Origin of the sequence: Pseudoalteromonas sp. NZS11_1 (genome assembly GCF_015864275.1) — a bacterium.
Taxonomy (GTDB): Bacteria; Pseudomonadota; Gammaproteobacteria; order Enterobacterales; family Alteromonadaceae; genus Pseudoalteromonas; species Pseudoalteromonas arctica.
In genome coordinates this window covers 12,864-35,315 of record NZ_JADYXK010000027.1, presented here as the reverse complement: position 1 = coordinate 35,315, position 22,452 = coordinate 12,864, and the positions used below count along the sequence as shown (strand labels likewise).

Annotated in this window: 20 protein-coding genes; 10 read left to right on the top strand and 10 right to left on the bottom strand. The window is 38.9% G+C overall.

Annotation, left to right across the window (positions count from 1 at the left end; genetic code table 11):
• Positions 1–2 precede the first annotated feature (2 nt).
• Both I6F44_RS16300 and I6F44_RS16295 read right to left on the bottom strand, forming a co-directional pair.
• Positions 3–1,760: a bifunctional protein-serine/threonine kinase/phosphatase gene (locus tag I6F44_RS16300; protein WP_197174185.1), complete on the bottom strand. Its 1,758-nt coding sequence runs from the start codon at positions 1,758–1,760 to the stop codon at positions 3–5.
• Between the two features lie 13 nt (positions 1,761–1,773).
• Positions 1,774–3,243, bottom strand: coding sequence for a NarK family nitrate/nitrite MFS transporter (locus I6F44_RS16295; protein WP_007585259.1), 1,470 nt, complete (start codon positions 3,241–3,243; stop codon positions 1,774–1,776).
• Between the two features lie 288 nt (positions 3,244–3,531).
• Here I6F44_RS16295 and moeB point away from each other — a divergent pair, with 288 nt between their 5' ends.
• The gene (gene moeB / locus I6F44_RS16290; protein WP_197174198.1) at positions 3,532–4,290 is read left to right on the top strand and encodes a molybdopterin-synthase adenylyltransferase MoeB; all 759 of its coding nucleotides are present in this window, start codon (positions 3,532–3,534) and stop codon (positions 4,288–4,290) included.
• Here the strand turns inward: moeB and I6F44_RS16285 are convergent, their stop codons facing one another.
• From I6F44_RS16285 to modA, 3 genes are read right to left on the bottom strand one after another with little or no spacing between them, the layout of a single operon-like run.
• Positions 4,291–5,319 (bottom strand): ATP-binding cassette domain-containing protein, encoded by a 1,029-nt coding sequence (locus I6F44_RS16285; protein ID WP_197174184.1) that lies wholly within the window; start codon positions 5,317–5,319, stop codon positions 4,291–4,293.
• Between the two features lies 1 nt (position 5,320).
• Positions 5,321–5,998 (bottom strand): molybdate ABC transporter permease subunit, encoded by a 678-nt coding sequence (modB, locus tag I6F44_RS16280; RefSeq protein ID WP_002959821.1) that lies wholly within the window; start codon positions 5,996–5,998, stop codon positions 5,321–5,323.
• Entirely contained in the window at positions 5,985–6,737 is a 753-nt protein-coding gene (gene modA / locus I6F44_RS16275) for a molybdate ABC transporter substrate-binding protein (RefSeq protein WP_197174183.1), read from the bottom strand. The genes modB and modA overlap by 14 nt, the downstream gene beginning before the upstream one ends.
• A 45-nt stretch (positions 6,738–6,782) precedes the next feature.
• On the opposite strand from modA, the gene moeA reads away from it, so the two are divergent.
• Complete coding sequence (gene moeA / locus I6F44_RS16270; protein WP_197174182.1) at positions 6,783–8,000, top strand: molybdopterin molybdotransferase MoeA; 1,218 nt, start codon at positions 6,783–6,785, stop codon at positions 7,998–8,000.
• Positions 8,001–8,053: 53 nt separating this feature from the next.
• Here moeA and I6F44_RS16265 read toward each other — a convergent pair whose 3' ends face one another.
• The gene (locus I6F44_RS16265; protein ID WP_165726361.1) at positions 8,054–8,506 is read right to left on the bottom strand and encodes a DUF1311 domain-containing protein; all 453 of its coding nucleotides are present in this window, start codon (positions 8,504–8,506) and stop codon (positions 8,054–8,056) included.
• A gap of 275 nt (positions 8,507–8,781) precedes the next feature.
• Entirely contained in the window at positions 8,782–10,206 is a 1,425-nt protein-coding gene (locus I6F44_RS16260) for a sodium-dependent transporter (protein ID WP_010552537.1), read from the bottom strand.
• 189 nt (positions 10,207–10,395) lie between these two features.
• Between I6F44_RS16260 and I6F44_RS16255 the strand changes: the two genes are divergently transcribed.
• From I6F44_RS16255 to I6F44_RS16230, 6 genes are all read left to right on the top strand, one after another.
• Positions 10,396–10,698, top strand: coding sequence for a YciI family protein (locus I6F44_RS16255; protein ID WP_010552536.1), 303 nt, complete (start codon positions 10,396–10,398; stop codon positions 10,696–10,698).
• 162 nt (positions 10,699–10,860) lie between these two features.
• The gene (locus I6F44_RS16250) at positions 10,861–11,118 is read left to right on the top strand and encodes a PepSY domain-containing protein (RefSeq protein ID WP_002959808.1); all 258 of its coding nucleotides are present in this window, start codon (positions 10,861–10,863) and stop codon (positions 11,116–11,118) included.
• Between the two features lie 3 nt (positions 11,119–11,121).
• On the top strand, positions 11,122–11,796 hold the full coding sequence (locus I6F44_RS16245) for a response regulator transcription factor (RefSeq protein WP_007375447.1): 675 nt from the start codon (positions 11,122–11,124) through the stop codon (positions 11,794–11,796).
• On the top strand, positions 11,790–13,127 hold the full coding sequence (locus tag I6F44_RS16240) for an ATP-binding protein (protein WP_010552535.1): 1,338 nt from the start codon (positions 11,790–11,792) through the stop codon (positions 13,125–13,127). Before I6F44_RS16245 ends, I6F44_RS16240 begins: the two co-directional genes overlap by 7 nt.
• A complete protein-coding gene (locus I6F44_RS16235; protein WP_007585278.1) occupies positions 13,114–13,524 on the top strand; it encodes a hypothetical protein in 411 nt (136 codons plus the stop codon). Before I6F44_RS16240 ends, I6F44_RS16235 begins: the two co-directional genes overlap by 14 nt.
• A gap of 124 nt (positions 13,525–13,648) precedes the next feature.
• Entirely contained in the window at positions 13,649–14,728 is a 1,080-nt protein-coding gene (locus I6F44_RS16230; RefSeq protein ID WP_197174181.1) for a flavin monoamine oxidase family protein, read from the top strand.
• 69 nt (positions 14,729–14,797) lie between these two features.
• Here the strand turns inward: I6F44_RS16230 and I6F44_RS16225 are convergent, their stop codons facing one another.
• Positions 14,798–15,835 (bottom strand): AI-2E family transporter, encoded by a 1,038-nt coding sequence (locus I6F44_RS16225; protein ID WP_170070738.1) that lies wholly within the window; start codon positions 15,833–15,835, stop codon positions 14,798–14,800.
• 170 nt (positions 15,836–16,005) lie between these two features.
• Between I6F44_RS16225 and I6F44_RS16220 the strand changes: the two genes are divergently transcribed.
• A complete protein-coding gene (locus I6F44_RS16220; protein ID WP_197174180.1) occupies positions 16,006–16,896 on the top strand; it encodes a TIGR01777 family oxidoreductase in 891 nt (296 codons plus the stop codon).
• A 494-nt stretch (positions 16,897–17,390) separates the two neighbouring features.
• Positions 17,391–18,203 (top strand): GGDEF domain-containing protein, encoded by an 813-nt coding sequence (locus tag I6F44_RS16215; RefSeq protein ID WP_442960269.1) that lies wholly within the window; start codon positions 17,391–17,393, stop codon positions 18,201–18,203.
• A 180-nt stretch (positions 18,204–18,383) separates the two neighbouring features.
• Here the strand turns inward: I6F44_RS16215 and I6F44_RS16210 are convergent, their stop codons facing one another.
• Both I6F44_RS16210 and I6F44_RS16205 read right to left on the bottom strand, forming a co-directional pair.
• Positions 18,384–20,936 carry a glycoside hydrolase family 3 protein gene (locus tag I6F44_RS16210; RefSeq protein ID WP_197174178.1) on the bottom strand — a complete coding sequence of 851 codons (2,553 nt, stop codon included), beginning with the start codon at positions 20,934–20,936 and terminating at the stop codon, positions 18,384–18,386.
• A complete protein-coding gene (locus tag I6F44_RS16205; protein WP_197174177.1) occupies positions 20,936–22,210 on the bottom strand; it encodes a sugar MFS transporter in 1,275 nt (424 codons plus the stop codon). Before I6F44_RS16205 ends, I6F44_RS16210 begins: the two co-directional genes overlap by 1 nt.
• Between the last annotated feature and the right edge of the window lie 242 nt (positions 22,211–22,452).

Here is a 22,452-nt window from a genome sequence, read left to right as displayed (position 1 = left end):
CTCTAAGTTTTAATTATTAATACACATACCAAAGCAATAAATAAACACAGCGAAATACATTTCCACACCATAACTGGATCGCGTTTCATTATTGAACTTTTATTAGCGGTACTTTCTAAATAAGGATTAGGTTTGTTGATATCGTTTATAAACTCAGAAAAAGCTTGGTATCTGAGCTCTGGTTTAGGGGCAAGCGCCTTCATAAGGGCTTGATCTAACCAAAACGGAATATCGGCTCTGTATTTACGAATACTTGTGTAGTGCCAATGGCTGTAATCTTTTGGCGCTACGTGGTTAAGTGGCAATGGTTTATAAGGCAATTTTGAGCACAATAACTCGTATGCAATAACGCCAAGTGAAAACAAATCACTTTTAAAATCGGCGTGCATAGTAATAAGTGTTTCGGGTGCGGTGTAGTCGGCAGTGCCTTGCGGGCAATCATCCGCAATTTGCTCAACCGACTCGTCCATAGCCGCAACACTTACTGTGCCGTAATCTATTAGCGTTACTTTTCCGTGCGCATCTATCATTACATTATCGAGTTTTAAATCGCGATGTACCATATCGAGTCGTTGAAACGCCCTTAGTGCATGTACTATTTGTTCAATAATACTGCGCACTTGGGTTATTTCTGGGTGCGGCACATCGTGCTTCCAATCACTAAGTGTTTGTCCGTCCATGTACTCACAAATATGATACAAAAAACGACTTTGCGATTGCGTACTCAGTACTTTCATCACATTTAAATGGTTTATGCGTTGCCCTACCCAGCCTTCTCTTATAAAGCCTTGAAGATAGTGCACATCGTCTTCAAAATTAACCGAAGGTGCTTTTAAAACCACTGGCGGTATATCGGGCGCTTGTTGCACTAAATAAATATGCGAGCGACTACTGGCATGCAATTTACGGATAACCGTGTAGTCATCAATTTTTTGTCCAACATTAAGCGCAGGTGGAATTTTTCGTCGTGTTAGCGAATGATAAAGCTCATCTAACTTTTGCTCGGCAATATTTTCTACTTTTACAAGCAAACAACTTACGTTGTCGTCACTACCTCGCGCTAATGCAAGTTCGGTAATTGCTTTAGCTGCATTTTCTAAATTAGTGTGATCTAAATTAACGTGTTCATTAATTAATTTAGCTATATCACTACTTGGGAGCACATCGTGTACACCATCGCAGGTTAATATATAAATATCGTCTGCTTTTAGGTCAACTTCGTATACATCTATTTCTTGATGAAGTTGTGCGCCAAGTGCACGTGTTAGCGTATCATTTACTTTGTGATCCCGTGTTATCGCCTCTATTTTATTTCCTCGTAGGCGGGTAATACGCGTATCACCTAAGTGAAATATATAACCCGTTGCCGACTTTAAAATAAGTGCTGTAAAAGTGGTCATCCAATCGGCTTGGCGTTGACCAAGGTGATTGTAATTAACTGATTGCGAATAAAGCCACTGATTTAAACTTGCTAACACCTTCGACACTGACTTTTTAACCGCCCAACTTTCGGGAGTATTTAAATACTCATTTATAAAATGAGTAACCGAAAGTTGAGACGCTTGTTTCGCATTTTTTGCTGATGAACACCCATCGGCTAAGCAGGCAATAACGCCTTTAGACTCTTTTTCTTGCGCTTTGGTATTAAGAGCAGCAAACGCATCTTGGTTTTCTGCTTTTAACCCTTTAGCACTGTGCCCGCCAAATGAAACATTGAGTTCATTTTTTAGCGCTTTAGCGTGGAGTGTTTCATCAAACATAGTCAATAATGCCTTAAGTCACTGAAATAAGTTCAACGGTGCCGTCTTCATTTACTTCGGTAATGTGTCCGTCTGGTTCTTTCATAAAAAACAGTGCGCCTAAGCCAAGTAATGCACTACCCGCAATAATGAAAAAGAAAGTTTGATAATCAACAAGTGACAATGCCGTTAAGTAAACTACTGCACCAACATTACCATAAGCCCCTGTCATACCTGCAATTTGCCCTGTTAAACGACGCTTAATTAGCGGTACTGCGGCAAATACAGCGCCTTCACCAGCTTGCACAAAGAACGAACACGCCATAGCCGCTACAACTGCAAGCCATAAAGGCCACGATGCATCAACCAAGCCCATTACAAAATAACCAACAGCAAGGCCCATCGTAAGTACAATAAGTGTTATACGACGACCTAATTTATCTGAAATCCAACCGCCACCAGGGCGAGATGCTAAGTTCATAAATGCGTAAGCAGAGGCTAAAATACCCGCATACACCATATCAAGCGCAAATACATCCATAAAAAACAGCGGCAACATAGAGACAACCGCAAGCTCAGAACCAAAAGTTGTAAAATATAAAATATTTAAAACAGCCACTTGCTTAAACTCATAACGATGCGACTCAGGTACAGGCTCTTTAAAAATATGACCATTTACGTCAAAGGTTTTATACACTTCGTAAATATAAAGTAGGACTAAAAAAGCATACACAGCAAGTACAAAATTAGCCGAAATTAGGTTTGCACCGGTTGGCGAAAGCTTCCAAGTAAGTAATGCTAATGCGCCGTACATAGGGATTTTCATAATAAGCAGTAATACAAAGTCGCCTTTACTGGTTACTTCCATTGCGCCTACTTTTTTAGGCTTAAAGTATGTACCGCCTTTTGGTGTATCGGTTACATTTAAGTACCAAATAACACCAAATATAACGCTTAATACACCGGTTAAGCCTACGGCATAACGCCAGCCATCTTCGCCACCAAACATAAGTGCAATAATTGGTAATAACATAGCCGCAGCTGCTGAACCAAAATTACCCCAGCCGCCATAAATACCTTCCGCTATACCCAACTCATTAGCAGGAAACCATTCACTCACCATACGAATGCCCACAACAAAACCAGCACCAATAAAGCCTAAAGCAAAACGCGCTATTGCAGCTTGCTCAAATGTAGTTGCCATAGCAAACATAAAACATGGAATACTACAGCTAATAAGGAGTGCCGCATAAACAATACGGGGACCAAATTTATCGGTTAGCATACCCACCACAACACGCGCTGGAATAGTTAACGCTACATTTAAAATTAGTAATGTTTTAACTTGTGCCATGGTGATCCCAAGTGAACCCGCTATGGCACCTAATAAAGGAGCATGGTTAAACCATACAAAAAATGACACAAAAAAGACCATCCAACTTAGATGCAATACTTTCATTTTTCCGCTAAACGATATTAGGTTAAACCCAGAACTCGGTTGCATGTTTATTTTCCTCGTAAACGTATTATTGTTTTATTAATGCCCCACCCTTTTATATGAGTAGCAGCCCAATTTTTGTTAAATTTAAGTTAACCCGATATAGCAATTACTGAGCCACTAATTAAAAACCATAAATTTCATATGGTTACATGCAACAGTTGTTTTTATACGTTATAGTTGCACTATATGAGTGAAGGGCTCTGGGTTGTTAGAGTGCAAATAAAAAGCGTTACTACTTGCTCTTGGATTTAACAACTTGGTATTGTTCAAAAAAAGGTTGAGATTTTGAAAATGCAAAAAACACCGCTAACTTACCAGCAGCAACTGCGCTATTCTCGGCACATTATGCTGCCGCAGCTTGATATAGACGGACAAGAGCAGCTATGGCAATCGCATGCTTTAATTATTGGTGTGGGTGGGCTTGGGTGTGCGGTAGCTCAATACCTAGCGGCATCTGGCGTTGGGACGCTTACTTTAGTTGATAACGATGAAATAGACGTGACCAACCTGCAAAGGCAAATACTGTATAAAGAAAGTGATATTGGTAGCTCAAAATGCAGTGCTGCTAAAAAACAGCTTAACGCGCTTAATAGTGAAATAGACATAAACACCATTGAGGCATTTTTTGATGCAAGTACCTCCACAGAACAATTATTTAATAACATTGATATAGTGATTGATTGCTCAGATAACCTAGCAACGCGTAATGCACTTAATAGCGCCTGTTTTAACGCTAAAGTTCCGCTAGTGTCAGGCTCTGCAATACGTATGGAAGGACAAGTCGCGTGTTTTACTATGGATGAAAACAGCCACTGTTATGGTTGTTTATCGCAATTTTTTAGTGAACAAACACAAAGCTGCTCTGAATCTGGTGTGCTTTCTCCTATTGTGGGGTTAATAGGCAGCATTCAGGCTACTGAAGCGCTAAAAATGCTTGCTGGTTTGCCAAGTGGTTTAAGCGAGCACTTATTGCTGGTGGATGGTTTAAGCATGGAGTTTAATCGTTTTAAAATAGCTAAAAACAGTCAATGTGCGGTGTGCAGCATTTAGTTATTCTAGATTACTGATTGTTGTATAAAGCACATCGCCCACTTTAAAGTCGTTTTTGTCCCACACTCGTCTTGATGCCAAGCAATACAATGTTTGCCCATCTACATTAAGCGTTAGCTGCCACTTATTATTAATAAGCTCAGCCTGAGTTAATACCGACTTTAAAACATTACTGTGCGTTGTTTGCTCAGGCTTTAACGCACTAAACGACATTTGCTCACTTTCTATAATTAGCTTATTACTGCTATCTACAAGTGCAGGAAGCACAAAAAGCGGCTGCTCACTTTGCTGTAATTGCAGTTGATATAGCCCGTAGTCTTCATCAAATTTAACCACATTGTAATTAATTAAGCTCAGCGGTGTTTGTCTATCGTTTGCATAAATAGCTTTTGCAACGTGTGCACTTGCACCTTGGTTTATCACCTTACCTTTATCAAGCTGAATAAGGGTATCGCAGCAAAATAGCAGCTCTTTTAATGAGTGACTTACTATTATAAATTTAATATTAAACTTAACTGCAAACTCGCTAAGTTTAGTGAGCGTTTTAAAACGCAATGACCAATCAAGCGCACTAAAAGGCTCATCAAGCATTATAAATTTTTGACCGGCAAGCAAAGTGCGCGCAAATACTACACGTTGGCGTTCGCCACCCGATAAGCTTTGTACATCACGGTTTAGTAAGTCTTGTAATTCAAGTGTTTTAACAACGTATTGAAGCGTTAAGCTGGTTTGCTTATTCCCGCAGTGTTTTTGTGTAAACGCTAAATTACCTGCCACATCTAAATGAGGAAACAACGGGCACGATTGCAACTGAAGCGTTATACCGCGTTTATCGCTTGGCAGCTCATGCACTGGCTGATTGTTTACATAAACACTTTTTGCAGGCTCTAAACCGCTAATACAACGCAGTAATGTTGACTTACCCGAGCCAGAAGGCCCGTAAACACCCAATACATTAAACGACTCAAGCTTAAGGTTTATATCTAAATCAAAATTATTGAGTGCTTTAAAAAGGCTTAACTTAATCATGTTATTGCTTAACCCCTACAATGCTTTTATTAAACTTAAATAACAGCACTAAACAGGCAAACGAAATAGCCAGTAAAATAAGTGAAAGCTGATGCGCCGCCGTATAATTTAACGATTCAACATGGTCGTAAAGCGCAATAGACACCACCTGTGTTTGCCCCTGAATATTACCGCCAATCATTAATACCAAACCAAACTCACCCAATGTGTGCGCAAAGCCTAAAGCAAATGCGCTACCAATACTGGGTTTTAAAAGCGGAATAATTAAATGTACAAAGCGTTTAAACGGGCTTAATCCAAGCGCAATGGCAGCTTCGTTATAGGTTTGATTAATATGCTTAAACCCAGCCACAAGCGGCTGCATTACAAAAGGCAGCGAATAAAAAAGCGAGCCAATAACCACGCCCTGAAAACTAAACGCAAGCTGAGTACCCGTTAGCCAAAACCAAAACTGCCCAAAAGCGTGATCAGGCGAAAACAAAACAAGTAAGTAAAACCCTAACAACGTAGGCGGCAGCACTAAAGGCATTGCAATTAATGCCTCTAAAAATGGTTTAAATTTACCGTTATAGCCAGCAAGCTTGTAAGCCAGTGGAATACAAAAAACAAGAAGGAGCACTGCGGTTATAAAGGCAAGTTTTATAGTTAACCACAGCGCGGTTAAATCACTTTGAAGCATTGTTGTCCTTTATTCTGTAACCTAATTCAATTAACTGCTGCTGCGTAGCTTCTGCCATTAAAAATTGCATAAGTTGCTTAGCGCTAGCATGCTTTTTAGTCGACTTAATAATAACGCCTTGTTGAATTATATCGGGATATTGATTGGTAGGCAGCACAGTATAATCTAAATATTTTTGATCTTGCGTGTTACTGTAAGCCGCCTTTAGCGATGAAACAGCCACCAGCCCTACTCCTACATTACCGCTTTCAACAAACTGAAAAGCATGTGTAATGTTATTACCGTACACATAATTTACTGGCTTTTTAAAATGGTTATTCGCGTAATACTCTGAGGCACGCCCGTATGGTGAAAAACGCGGATTAGCAATGGCTACTTTATCATTTACTTTTTCAGCTTTTGGTTGCCACAAAGCAAGTTCGCCTAACGCGTAAGTGATTAAACTGCTTTGCTCGGCATAGCCTTCTTTAATAAGTGATTGCGGTCGAAAATCGTCAGCCGATAAAAACACATCAAATGGCGCGCCATGCACTATTTGCGAATATAAAACGCCGCTAGAAGCAGCTGATATTTTCACGTCAACATTAGGTAATGGGGATTTTTTTAGTAGGGTTTGCAATACAGTTTTAAAATTACTCGCTACGGCTACTTGCAGCGTTTCTTTTGCGTTTACGCTGCACGAAAGCATGCATGCTATACACAAAAAATAACCCAACCATGTATTGTAAAGCTTTGACATTATAAGTATTGTTTCAAAATAAAATGATTTAAGTAAGCAATATATATGAACGATGTTTGCAATGCACCCGGTTTATTACCAATTGAAACTGCAATACAAAATATACTTGGCTCAATAACGCCTGTTAAAGACGTTGAAACCATCACTATAATGCAAAGTGTTGATCGCGTTTTAGCAAGCGATGTTAAATCAACTATAAACGTACCAGCTCATAACAACTCCGCGATGGATGGCTATGCGCTGTGTATTTCAGATAAAAGCTTAACTTATACACAAGTAGGTAGCGTGTTTGCGGGGCAAGTTTTTGAAGAAACGCTTACCCCTGGTCAATGCGTAAGAATAATGACCGGCGCCGCCATTGCACCAGGCGCTAACGGCGTTGTAATGCAAGAAAACGCCTCGGTTGATGGCGATAAAATTACGTTTACTGCGCAACCTGAGCTAAATGAAAACGTGCGTTTTGCTGGTGAAGATATTGCAATTGACGATGTTATTTTAAAAGCAGGCGATAAATTAAAAGCCGTTGATGTGGGATTACTTGCATCTTTAGGGATTGCCAATATAGACGTGGTAAGAACCTTAAAAATAGCCGTGCTTTCTACTGGTGATGAGCTAATAGAACCTGGTCAGCCGCTTAAGCAAGGTGCTATTTTTGAAAGTAACCGCGCTGTTATTATTAGTGCGCTGCAACAAAACAATATCGACGTGATTGATTTAGGAATTATTCCTGATGACAAAGAACTCATCACTAATGCATTTTTAAAAGCGAACGAACTTGCCGATGCCGTAATAAGCTCAGGCGGTGTATCGGTTGGTGAAGCCGACTTTACTAAAGAAGTGCTCAACGAAATTGGCGAAATTCACTTTTGGAAAATAGCCATGAAACCAGGCAAACCTTTTGCCTTTGGTAAACTAAGTAACAGTTACTTTTTTGGCTTGCCAGGTAACCCTGTGTCGGCTGCTGTTACGTTTAATCAGTTAGTAGAGCCGGCACTGCAAAAGCTGTCGGGTCTTGGTGAAGTAAACCCTAAAATGCGTTTTAACGCTGTTACTACATCCGTTATTAAAAAGCGCCCAGGAAGAGCTGATTTTCAACGCGGTACTGCAACAACTAACGAGCAAGGTGACTTGGTGGTTGCCCCGTTTAATAAACAGGGCTCGGGTGTACTTTCGTCGCTTAGTAAAGCTAACTGCTTAATTGTAGTGCCAGCACAAAGCGGCAATATCGAAAAAGGCGCAACAGTAAGTATTGAGTTACTATAAAGCCTAAAATGCTACAGCTAACTGTATAATTTAGCTGTAGCGCTATGTAGGTCTTAAAATATTTTTATATTTAATGTTTGAATTAAACAATTTAACTTTTCGCTATGTCCTACAAACTCTTCTTTGCTCAATCTATTAACACACTTTAGCGCATTTTTAGTCGCAAAGTATCTATCATAACTTAGGCTTCTTTCGCATTTAACACTATATGTTGAGGGCCAAGAGCCACCGGCACCCGTTGCTATGCCAACAACGTTACATGTAGCATCTATATACTGCTCCCATGCTTTTATTTGTGCTTTAACTGCATCTACTTGGTAATCGTCATTTAGTTGTGGGTAGATTTCATCCATCATTTTACTGATTTTAGTTTTGTATCTATTGCCCTCTAAATTATAAGTATTGCCCGTGTGCATTGCACCGCCTTCTGGCCAACCATCAGCGCTTTGTGCAAATGCGCCAAATGATGAAATAGCAAAAGCAAACCCAATAATAATTTTATTCATTTTAAATCTCTTTAATACCAATCTGCTTATATATGGGGTCTATTTAACGTTAAGAAAATTACGCTAGAACTAGGCAAAAATTTTTGTATCTAGTTGTTCTAAATAAAAAATTTTTAACGGCGTTATAGTGAAATTTAATTCGTTAAATTGATCAAAGATTTATGCAGGTTGGTATAATAGTTAGACCAGATACCTGTAAAAAACGCCTATAAAAAATGCCGCTAAGCTTAGCTGAGCGGCATTATATTATTCAATAAGCTTTTAAAGAGGTCTATTTAAAAACCAAATATTTTTAAATCAAAAAACTTAGTCGCCACTGTATTTATAAATATCACAGCTAGAATGACAGGAATAAACGTTGAAAGTGAAAAGTTAACGTACTTTTCCATCAAGCTTCCCGCATAATTAGGCGAACCTAAGCTTAGCTCTTGTGTTAAGCGTGCTTTTTTCCAGCGGTACATTACAAACAAACACACCATTAAGCCATTAAGCGGTAAAATTGTGTCGTAAAATACATCAACAATAATATCAAAAAAGCTCTTATTAACGCCGCCATAACTGGTGAACGAAGTAAGGCTGTCAATCATACCAAACGACATTGTACATAAAATAGTAAGTACACCGGTTGAAAGTGTAAGGATGCCCAATGCTTTTTTACGGCTAATACCTTTACGGTCACTTAGTGTTGCTGTCGGTACTTCTACTATTGAAACAAGTGAAGTAATCGCTGCAAAAAATACTAATAAAAAGAATGAGAACGCAACAATAGATGCACCTACATAACCAATATCATTTTGCAGTGCTAATAATATTTTAGGTAGGTATACAAAAATCATTGATACAGACGAGTCAGAAAGTGCTGATGGGTCTGTGTTTGGATCAAAGCTAAATATAGCGGGCAACACCATTAGGCCCGCTACAAACGCAACGAGTGAGTCTGTAATAGCGACCATTTTAGCGCTACTTACAATGTCATCCTTTTTAGAAATATACGACGCGTAAGTCATTAATATACCCATACCCAGCGATAGCGAGAAAAACGCTTGGCTTAATGCGCCATTAAGTACACTTGCACTCATCTTAGAAAAATCAGGAATAATGTAGTATTTAACACCGGCCATTGCGTTATCAAGCGTTAATACGTAAGTAACTAAAGCAAGTAGCATGAAAAGTAAGGCTGGCATCAAGAATTTAGCGGCTTTTTCAATGCCTTGTTTAACACCCCCTAACAAAATTAAGTTAACAATAATAACTACAACGGCCATATAGCCAAACACAGTGTAACTATTAATAAAAACACCAAAGTGGCCAGGATCTGCAAGTAAATCTAAATTACCGAGGCCTGTTTGCGTTAAGTAACCAAAAATCCAAACCGTTATTACCATATAAAACACAGCAATCATAAATGGTGTAAGCACCGCTAAAAAACCTGCTAGCTTCCATTTTTTATCGTTATTAGATAATAGCTTGTACGAACCAAGTGGATCTTTTTGAGCGTTACGACCCATTGCCATTTCAGCCATCATGACTGGTAAACAAATAAATACGACAAATAAAGCGTAAATTAATAAGAATGCGCCACCACCATTTTTGGTAGCAGAAACCGGAAAACCAACTAAATTACCAATACCAACAGCCGAACCTGCCGCTGCCATTATGAATCCGAGACGGGAACTAAATCGTTCTCTATTTTCGCTCATGCATAAAACCTTTTTATTATTTTGTATATTTCAGCGACTCTACCAGTGTTACACAGAGATTTTCAAGCAATTACAGCTTAAAAATAAAATCGAAGTGTAAACCTGTGTAAATACGCTTTTAATTCACCAATTTTCAACGCTGTGGTAGTATTGCGTTAATCAAATTTAACAATTTTTATGAGATTCCTTATGTTGTACATGATTCACTCAACAGACGTTGAAAACAGCTTAGAGCTTAGAAAAGCAGCACGCCCGGCACATTTAGCACGCCTTAGTGAGCTTGATTCACAAAACCGTTTATTAACTGCGGGTCCGTTTCCGGCAGTCGATAGTGAAGATCCTCAAGAAGCAGGTTTTACCGGTTCATTAGTTGTTGCTGAGTTTGAATCAATAGAAGCAGCTCGAGAGTGGGCAGCAGCTGACCCTTACGTTGCCGCTGGCATCTATGAAAATACAATTGTTAAACCTTTTAAAAAAGTGTTCCCTGCTTAAAAGTGTATTAAACCCTAAGAGCGTGTGTTGCACTGTAATTCAGGGTTTGTTCACAAGATTTTAATTAAAATTGCTGAGATAAAAGCGAATTTAGCGTTTTTACTTGAATTTTAGTAACTTAGTTAATTAAACTAAGTGGGTCTGGTCTAGGAGTTTTCCATTATGCGCGTATTATTAAGCCTCGGTTTTATTGCTTGTGTTAGCTTAGCTAACTTTGCTCAAGCAGCGACGGCCACCCAAGCATCTCATGCTGAGGTGGACAAAAAGAAAGCCGTAATACTTGCAAAGAAAACAATAGGCGGTAAGACCTTAAAAATTACCGAAAAAACAGATTTTTATACCGTACGAATACTCAAATCTGACGGCCACGTCGTTGATTTACATATAAATAAAAAAACCGGCGAAGTGAAAAAGGATTAACAAATGCGAATTTTAGTTATTGAAGACGATTTACATTTAGCAGATAACCTACGTAATGCTTTAGAAAAAGAACGTTACAGCGTGGATTTATGTCACGATGGTGAAGCAGGTCTTTTCCACATTACAGAATACCCGCTTGATATGGCCGTAGTTGATTTAGGTTTACCTAAAATAGACGGTATTGAGCTAATCAATAAAGCACGAGCACAAGGCATTACCATCCCTATTTTAATCTTAACAGCGCGCGATCGCTGGCAGGATAAAGTAGAAGGTTTAGATGCAGGTGCAGATGACTACCTTACAAAACCATTTCATGTTGAAGAACTTATTGCACGTTGTAATGCATTAATTCGCCGTAGTGCTGGTAAAGCAAATCCAGAAATGACTGCGGGTCCAATTAAAATTCATACACGTTCACAACAAGTATGGGTTGATGATAAAGAACTTAGCCTTACAGCTTACGAATATAAAGTACTTGAATACTTAATGGTAAATCCGCAAAAAGTAATTTCTAAATCAGAACTTACTGAGCATATTTACGACCAAGATTTCGACCTTGATTCAAACGTAATTGAAGTATTTGTACTACGTTTGCGTAAAAAGCTTGACCCTGAAGGCGTACTAAACCCAGTAGAAACACTACGTGGGCGTGGTTACAGGCTTAAAAGCCAGTGGTAATACCGCAAATATCGTTAAAAATAAGGCAAGGATTTATCCTTGTCTTTGTTTTATTAGTCGCACTCCCTATCTTATTTTATTCAATTGGCAAAGCGTATTACGCTTCACTTGTTGATGCGACAGAAAAAACCCTCGAGGCACAGCTCTACTCGCTAATATCTGAAGTCGACTTTACTGAGCATGGTATTATTATGCCCAGCACTATTTTAGCGCCTGAGTTAAACAGATTAAATTCAGACACCTACGCAATGATTTACCGCGATGATGACCCTGTTTGGAACTCAGAATCGGCTGTAAATTTAAACTATGTACCTCAACAAATAGAGACCAAAGCCGGTGCCGCCGACTTCAGGCGTGTGGAGTATAATAATACCGCGTACTGGCAACTTAGCCTGACTGTAATTTTAAACAACATAGATCAATCAGAACAAGCTCGCTTTATATTAGTCAAACGTAACGACGCTCTACTTCGTATAATGGATGGCTTTAAGCAAACCCTAGTAGATTGGATGTTTATCATGGGGATTGCAATTGCAGGCCTAATGGCGATTGGTTTCATTTGGAGCGCTCGCCCACTCCAACGACTCGATAAAGAAATAAAAGCGATTGAATCGGGTGATATTCAAGAAATTAAAGGCCTCTACCCTGTAGAGCTGCAAACAATAAAAGCAGACCTAAACTTACTACTTGAGTCGCAACAGCGCCAAAAAGAGCGCTACAGAGCCTCATTAAGCGACCTTGCTCATGCACTTAAAACACCGCTTGCAGTACTAAAATCAAGTCCATTGGCAAACGATGCCGATGCACAAGAACAACTCGACCGAATTAATGTGATGATCGAGCACCAATTAAAGCGTGCTGCAACCGGTGCATCAGACACGTGGAAAAAGCAAACACCTATTAAGCCAGTACTTGATTCAATACTCAGTGCTATGGCAAAAGTATACCGTGATAAAGATATTATTTTTACCTGCACCGTAACCGAAAAAGATTACTTTTTAGGTGACCAAACAGATTTAATGGAATTACTCGGTAACTTAATTGATAACGCCTGTAAAGCGTGTCGCTCGCAAGTAGAAATACAAGTAATCCAAAGTAAAACTCTGTGTATTGGAATTAGCGATGATGGCCCTGGTGTGCCAGAGGATAAACGTGAATCTTTACTTACACGTGGTACTCGCCTCGATACATACGAAAGCGGACACGGCGTAGGCATGGCGATTGTATCTGATTTAGTTAAGTCGTATAACGGGACGCTTACCATTACCGATGCTGATAACTTAGCCGGCGCTCAATTTATCTTAGAGTTTAATTACAATGACAAAAAGTAACTATTTATTAAAACTAACTGCCATTGTGCTATTAACTACAAGCCAGTACAGCTTTGCAGATGAAGCATGTACTTTAGCCGCTAAAGCAACAACCGATGAAGCTAAGCGGTATATTCAATGCCTAGATAGCCAAATCGATAAAGCAAAGCAAGCACAAGGCAGTTGGATACAAAAGCGCAAATATGAGCTAACTAAATCACAAGAAAGCACAGGCAATACGCAAGTATTGCCGTTATTTATGCGCAGCATTAAAAATAACGAAAAGTACCTTGAGAGTGCCTGCCAATGGCGTTACTTAATAAAACTTCCTAATGCGACAACAGCGGCCATTAGCTATAAACTCTGTGAAATTGAGCTTATAAATCAATTTACAGAATCACTAAAACACCCATTTTAACGTAACTTAAGCGCACTAGACTAGTTACGTTTCTTTACTCACTCCCTTTAGCCTACTTGACAATTTATTCATATCAAAACAAACTACCTACTAGTAGATTGCTAAATAGCTAATAGGTAAACAAATGACTAAACCAGTAATAATTATAGGTGGCGGACTGGCCGGCTTATACAGTGCGTATAAATTACAACTGCTTAATATTGAGTACTTATTACTGGAAGCTAAATCGCAATTAGGCGGCCGAATTTTTGCTGCGCAATCACCAATAAATAACGATGTTAGTTTTGATTTGGGTCCTACGTGGATATTTCCTCACCAACCAAAAATCCAAGCTTTAGTAAAGTCACTCCACTTAAGTATATTTGAGCAATACAACAAAGGTGATGTGTTATATCAAGCACCTAACGCCAAGCAGCCTCAACAAATTGCAGGTGCTGGAGATATGCAACTATTTAGACTCAAACACGGCATGAATACTTTAATAACTGCCTTATACGAGCAACTTAATCCTGATTCTGTGTTATTAGAACACAATGTCACTGAGCTTAAAAAAGGTGATAACAACTGGCAAATTACGGTTAATCACTTAGGTAATATTAAGCACTTTACTACTGAAAAACTAATTTCAGCAGTTCCTGCTCGTATGGTTACAACACACTTAACACCTGAACTATGGGCGACTCCAGCACTCATAAACCGCCTTAGTAGTGTACCTACATGGATGGCAGGACAAGCCAAATTTATAGCTACTTTTGAACATGCATTTTGGCGTGATAAAAACTTATCAGGGCAGTGCTTTAGCCGCGTAGGCCCTATGGTCGAAATTCACGACGCCAGTGCTGAAGATGGCAATTACGCCGCATTATTTGGCTTTATAGGTGTGCCCTACTTATCACGAAACCAAGTAACTCAAGAGCAATTAATTCAAGCCTGTGCCCAGCAGCTTAGCTACTTTTATGGTAAAGATGCAGAAAAGGCAACGGGGTACTTTATTAAAGACTGGGCAGACGATAAGTTTGTAGCGAATAGAGACGATCAAACTCAGCCTTCACAGCACCCAGAATTTGATTTTTCTGGCTTGGATGAGCAATTAAATAACCTAAATATTCATTTTGTAGCGAGTGAGTTTGCAAAACAAGAAGCGGGATATTTAGAAGGCGCAATAAACGCAGTGGATGACGCTATTAAATTGTTTGTTAATTAATAGTCTTGTATTTACTGTTAACGTAGCCATCAAGGGCTTTAATTTTACAGCCCTTGATGGTTATAGATGTTAGTTATTTTTAGCAACGTCTTCGCCACTGCCTAGTAGAGTGGCAACCCACTTACCTTCTGCACTGGCTTCTAGGGCTATTTTTACAATCATAGTTAATGGCACAGATAAAAGCATACCTACAGTACCTAATAACCAGCCCCAAAATATTAATGATAAAAATACTACTAGCGTTGAAAGACCTAGCCCTTTGCCCAAAAATTTAGGCTCTACAATATTACCCATTACCGTATTTATTGTTAAATAGCCTGCAGCAACCAATCCCGCAATTAACGGGCCTTGAGTAATAAGTGCAAGTAATACTGCCGGTACAGCCGCAATAATTGACCCAATATTAGGAATGTAATTGAACATAAACGCCAATACGCCCCAAAGCACAAAGTAGTCTACATCCAAAATCCATAAGTAAAACGCAGCAATAATACCCGTACCTAAACTTACTAGCGTTTTAATTGCCAAATATGAATTAATAGACTCTAAAAAGCGGTCAATTTGCTTCATTTTGCTATCAGGATCTTCAAGTGCCATGTGTATTTTTTTGCTCAGCATTGGCCCTTCAAACAGCATAAAAACAACAGTTAAAATAATTAAAAACATGTTTGCCATTACGCCACCTAAACCAGTGAGCATATTGGTGGCTACATCAACCATTTTACCTGGGTCGAACATATTGATTAACTGATCTTTATTGATCAATATATTGTATTGAGATGCTAAATCTACCAGCCATACAAATTCTTCTTTGAGTTGTGTTTTATACTCAGGAAGTTGCTGCGAAAAATCATTTATTGATTGCCCTACAAGCCCGCCAAGACTCACACCTAAGCCAACTATAATAAGCACTACCAACATAACAGCAATGCCTTTAGGAATTCGGTAGCGCGCAAAAAACTTGATTAGCGGATTACAAATAATGGCAATAAACGCTGCCAAAATAAACGGAATAATAATTACACTTGCTGCTTTTATCCCCGCGAGTACGACCACTAAGGAAGCAAAAACTATTAAGCTTTTATTTACTCCAGTTAAACTTGCCAATTTATTAATCCTTTTATTAATTATATGGCCTTAGTGTAAGGCAAAAGGTAATTAAATGAAATAATGACGAAGTGATCATAAAAGCCTGTTTTACGTATAAATTTGCAAAGCTGTTTGCTAGCGAGTATGTTTTTTAATCACTTGCTACTATTTTATTGTAAGGATTAATAATGCATATATTTGTTACTGGCGCGACGGGATTAATTGGTAAGCACTTATGCCCTTTTTTACTTCATCATAATACTGTTACTGTGCTTAGCCGAAATCCAACTAAAGCTAACGTATTACTGGGACATAAAGTTAAAGCCGTAAGCAATGTTAATACAGTAGATTTTAACACCGTTGATATTGTTATTAATCTAGCTGGCGAACCGATTGTAAATAAACGCTGGAGCGACAAGCAAAAGCAAATAATACGCGGCAGCCGTATTGGTATTACACAACAAATTAGCGAAGCTATTAAAGCTTGTAGCACTCCCCCGCATACTTTTATTTCTGGAAGTGCTGTAGGCTTTTATGGTCGACAAAATAGTAACACTATTGATGAAACCTGTGAAAACCCACACGACGAATTTAGCCACCAGCTTTGTAAAGACTGGGAAAATGCAGCTTTACTTGCGCAATCAGAACAAACCAGAGTGTGCCTATTACGCACGGGTATTGTTTTGGCCAAAAAAGGTGGGGCATTAAGTAAAATGCTACCCGCTTTTAAATTATGCTTGGGTGGCCCTATTGGTGATGGCGAGCAAGGTATGTCGTGGATACACATCGACGATATGATTCAGCTAATACTTTTTATTATTAGACATCCTGAAATATCAGGTCCTGTTAACGCAACTGCACCAAACCCTGTGAGCAACACTCAGTTTAGTAAAAGCTTAGGCGAGGCGTTATCACGACCTGCATTTATCCCTATGCCAACCGTAGTGCTTAAACTATTAATGGGTGAAATGTCAGACTTACTTACAACGGGACAATTTGTAGTTCCTAAAAAAGTACTAGCTCATAATTATCGTTTTCATCATCCAGATATTAAATCAGCTTTAGAGAGCTTGGTTTAGCTGGCGTTAATAATTCTTAAGGTAGAATGCAGAAAATTGAAAAGCAATCCTTTTAACCGAATTGACCTTTTCTTATTAATACATAATAATTACACACTTAATTGAATATATATTTCATCATTTTATAATAAAGAGAATAAATCATGTTTCATTTGCCTACTGTGATCTTCCTCTCTTTTATTCTTAACTTACTCATAAGCTTATTCTTTCTCTCAATTTATAAATATAAAAAACAAACATCTTTTCTACTATTTGGTTTAGCCTGTGCCACATTTTCTCTAGCAGAAATACTGGCATGTTTGCGCTTATACATAGACTTTCCTTTGATAACCCACTACTTGGCTAGTATTTCTATGATTATGAGCCCACTTTTAATTATTATTGGACTATATAAATATAAAAATATACAGAATATTAGTTTAATGCCTCTTTACTGCATATTTGGGTTTTCTGGTTTATTGTTATTGGCAATTTATCCTTTCGAAGCAGCAAAAATGCTAACGAGCTTAGTAATTGCCGGATTATTTATTTACACGGCGTATTTAATCAAAAGCATGAGCTTTGTTGCTAAAGCCCAGAAAAAGGCGTTGATCACCTGCTTTTTAGTGCACAGCGGTGTTATGTTTTTAAATGCTATATTTCTATCAATACCGGTACTTAGTTCGAGTATTCAAGATGTAGCAACCCCTTTGCAAATTGTGCTTATTAGTCATTTACTATTAGCCACTCTAAGTGCTCTTATACTGCCATTTTTGTTATTTTCTAATAGTGAATACACGCTATCGAACCTTGCGAATACCGACTCTCTTACACAATTATTTAATCGAAGAGGCTTCTTTAATAATGCCAAAGAAACCCTTAAACAACCTAACAACAGTGATAAAAACGTATCTGTAATTATTCTAGATATCGATTTTTTCAAGCGTGTAAATGATAAGTACGGCCACGACACCGGCGATCAAGCAATTAAATGGATTGCGCAGCACATAAAAGAGCAATTTATTGATGAAGGTATTTGCGCCAGAATAGGCGGTGAAGAGTTTGCTATATTACTACCAGACTATTCTCTACGAGCAGCTAAAGAATATGCAGAGCACTTACGTGAAAATATTTCTAAGCATCCATTTTATTATCAAAACTCGCATATTAACCTATCTGTAAGCGCCGGTGTGAGTAGTGCACTAAATGGTAAAATGAGTGTAAAAGACTTACTGTCGCTGGCTGATAAGCGCCTTTATCTTGCTAAAGAAACTGGCAGAGATAAAGTAGTCAGCTTTGACGAGAAAAACCTCTTAATGCAGTGCTAATTATTTTATAAGTAATTATCAAAAAGGCCCCTCTTATAAAAACGCGGTAACCCTTGTATTTATAGCTACCAGTTCCTATTAAGTTATATCAATTAGCTCAAGTGTTTATGCAGGTTACCTCTACATAAAAAAAGCCCTTCATTCGAAGGGCTTTGGTATACACACAATAGAGTTAATAAACTACTTACAAGACAGTGTAGCTTCGCCTGCTTTATTTGGCACAAACTGAATATTAGCGACAGAAATTGACGCTTTACCATTGCTGCGTAAACTAAATGGGCTTGTTAGGTTTGCAAAATTAACACCCTTATCAGCAAAACAACCTAGATCGATTGATACTGACTGCCATTTATTCTCAATGGTTTTATCCACTACGTTTGCTAAATCAATGCTTGCACCACATTCACCCGAGCAAGTCATAGCAAGTGCTATATCGCTCGTTAGTGCTTCGTTTAATTTAATATCAAAGCTAATCACACTATCGGCTTCAACGTAGGCAATGGTATCTTCTGCAAAGCTTGTTACTATTTCAGCACCGGCTTTTTCTGTACCGCTGAAGTTAAATTGGCGCGCGTCTTCTTGTACTGTTTTGTCCTCAGTACGGTATTTAATTGCACCAAATTCATGGGTACTACTCGATACATCTAAAAGCTCATCGCCCGATTTTAACAATAAGCGCCATGGTGCTACAGGTGCACCAACAAGTATATCCATACTCGTAAGCCCTGAGTTATCAAGTTTAGAGTCTTCATCAAGGTCGTCAGCTAGCACGTTTTTATCGCCATACGTTAAACCAAAACCATAAGGGAGCAATGGCTCGTAATTTTCATCGCCTTTATTAACCGCAGTTTGTACTGCTGATTTAGGCCAAGAAAACGATAATTTACCTTTAAAGTTATTTTGAATGGTGCCGTCTGCCGCTTTTAATAAAACATCAGCAATACCTGCGCCTTCTGTACCTGGCAACCATGCAGCTACAAACGCGTCAGATGCGTTAAGTTCGCTGTTAACCCACATAGGTCGACCTGATATAAACACAGATACAACAGGAATGCCTTGCTCTTTTAGTGAGTTTAAAAGTGCTAATGACTTTTTATTCCCGCGCTCAAACTCAAGGTTATCTTTATCGCCGTGCCCTTCTGCGTAAGGTTCTTCACCAAATACAACAATGGCAACATCAGGACGTTGCTCAAACGTACCATCAGCGCTTAAAGTAACACTTCCACCTGCTGCAGATACTTGATCTTCAAGCCCTTTATATATCGAAGTAGCACCAGGGAAATCAGCATTTTTATTATTAGTACCTTGCCACGTAATACTCCAACCACCCGACTGTTTACCTATATTATCGGCACCATCACCTGCAACAAGTACGCGTTGATTAGCTGCAATAGGCAATAGGTTATTTTTATTTTTGAGTAACACAAGTGATTCGCGCACAGCTTGACGTGCTACTTCGCGGTGCTCTTGGGCACCAATTAGTTCTGTTTTTCCAGAGTAAAGACGCTTAGCCGGGCTTGGTTTATCAAATAAACCAGCGCGAAGTTTTACGCGTAATATTCTGCTCACTGCGTCATCAATACGCGACATACTAATTTCGCCTGACTTAACTTGCGCAATTGTATTGTTATAAAGAGGCTTCCAGGCACCTGTTGGAACCATGAAAATATCAAGGCCAGCATTAACGGCTTGCGCACAACTTTCGTTAGTACAGCCTTCAATTTGACCGTGACCGTTCCAATCGCCTACTACAAATCCATCAAAACCCATTCGTGTTTTTAATACATCAGTAAGTAGATATTTATTGCCGTGATTTTTAACGCCATTCCAGCTATTAAAAGAAGCCATAACCGATTGGCTTCCTGCTGATAAACCGCCTACATAGCCTTGTGCGTGAATATCAAATAATGATTGTTCACTGTCGATATTATTACCCTGATCATCACCGCCAACCGTGCCACCGTCGCCAATAAAGTGCTTAACGGTACTAATTACACGCTTGTCACTTAAAAAATCGTCATCGGCTTTACCTTGTAATCCATTTACAATCGCTGCTGAGTAATCGTGAACAATTTTTGGATCTTCAGAGTAGCCTTCGTACGCTCTGCCCCATCGGTCGTCTCGTACTACTGCTACAGTGGGTGCAAATACCCAATCTATCCCCGTAGCCATTACTTCTACTGCGGTAATAGACGCTATTTTCTCTATTAAATCTGGGTTATTAGCCGCGCCTAAACCAATATTATGTGGAAAAAGCGTCGCGCCAATTACGTTATTATGACCATGTACTGCATCGGTGCCCCACATAGTTGGGATACTACTGCCATCAAGTGAGTCATCGACAGAAGCTTGATAAAAGCTCTCTGCTAAGGCTACCCAGTCCATTGGTGTTGCATGTTTGTCGCCATTAGGGAATGCGCCACCGCCATTAAGGTATGAACCGAAGCCATATTTACGCATATCTTCAACGGTAATATCACGAATTTCTGGCTGAATCATTTGAGCAACCTTTTGCTCAAGTGTCATGGCTTTTAAATAGTTAACTATTTTAGCTTCAATATCGGCATCTTTTTTAACGGCAATATTAAGTTTTGGCCAAATTTGCGCTGTTTTAGATAACGTTTCATTAGTTTCAACCGATGTTACTGCGTCGTTTGAACAAGCCGATAAAGTACCTACTGATGCAATTAATGTTGCTAAGGCTATTTTATTAAGTGTAAAAGGGGTTTTCATTATAGAGTCTCCTGCGCTTGAACTGGTTTACTACCGCTTAAACCATAGAACACGATAAATATGTAACATAAAATAGGTAAAACATACGAAAGTTGAACACCCACACTATCAGCAAGTGCACCTTGTAAAAGTGGCACTATTGCACCACCCACAATCGCCAAACACAAAATACCAGAGCCTTGAGCTGTATGCTTACCAAGTCCATTTAACGCTAAACTAAAAATAGTGGGGAACATAATAGAATTGAATAAACCAACCAAGAGTATTGACCACATTGCTAATTGACCCGACGTGCTCATGGCAATAACGACTAAGATAATAGCCATGGTCGCGTTAAAGCCAAGTACTTTACCAGCGGGTAATTTTTGCATTACAGCAGCACCAATAAAACGCCCAACCATAGCACCACCAAAATAATAAGTGATGTAATGAGCTGCAACATGCTCTTTTAGTCCTGCAATATGTTCTTGCGCTAAAAAGCTTACTAAAAAGCTACCAATTGCCACTTCTGCGCCAACATACATAAATATACCCACAGCACCTAATGTTAGGTGACGGTATTGCCATGCACTTCCTTCAATTGTTTCTGAGTTTTTAGCCGCTTCTTTTTGTTCACTCATAATGTCTGGCAATTTAAGCCATGCAAAAATACCGGCTAGTAAAATAAGCATTGCAGCTAAAAGAAGGTAAGGAAGTTGTACTGATTCTGCATTTTGTGCCGGTGTTAAAAAGGCATCCGACGCTGAGTCCAGAATTAACAGAGCACCAAATGATGGCGCAACCGTAGTGCCTAACGCGTTAAAAGCTTGAGTAAGCGTTAAACGAGAAGACGCTGTTTTTGCTGAACCCAACAAACTTACATAAGGATTTGCAGATACTTGTAATAACGTTATGCCACTGGCAAGTACAAATAAAGCGAATAAAAATACAGGATAACTATGTAAAGACGCTGCTGGGTAAAATAAGACACACCCTACTGCCGCAATTAAAAGCCCAACCACGATTCCTTTTTTATAACCAAGCTTTTTAACAATGTGTCCACTAGGGAGTGACATTAAAAAGTAAGCGCCAAAAAAGCAAAACTGCACAAGCATTGCTTGTACATACGTTAAATCGAAAACCGCTTTTAAATGCGGAATCAAAATATCATTTAAGCAAGTAATAAAACCCCACATAAAAAACAGTGAAGTTAAAGATGTAAGTGCAAAACCATAGTTTTTCTCTTGGTGGTTTTGCGACTGTGTGTGTGATGTCAGTGGTGCTGAACTAGCCATGTGCTCTCCGCAATTTATTATTATAAATTGATCTTCAGTAAGTAATTAATACAACCCCCGCTAAGGCGCAGTATTTAAGAGTTGACCTGAAGATTAATTAACATTAATCTAAAAATGTAAGCGCTTTCACGGCTAATTAAATACGAACATGTTACATATTTCAACAACTTTTATTTTTAATAATGTTTTGTACCCGCTGAAAGTCAGTAAAAATAAGCGCTAAGCGTGCAATTAAGTTCTCA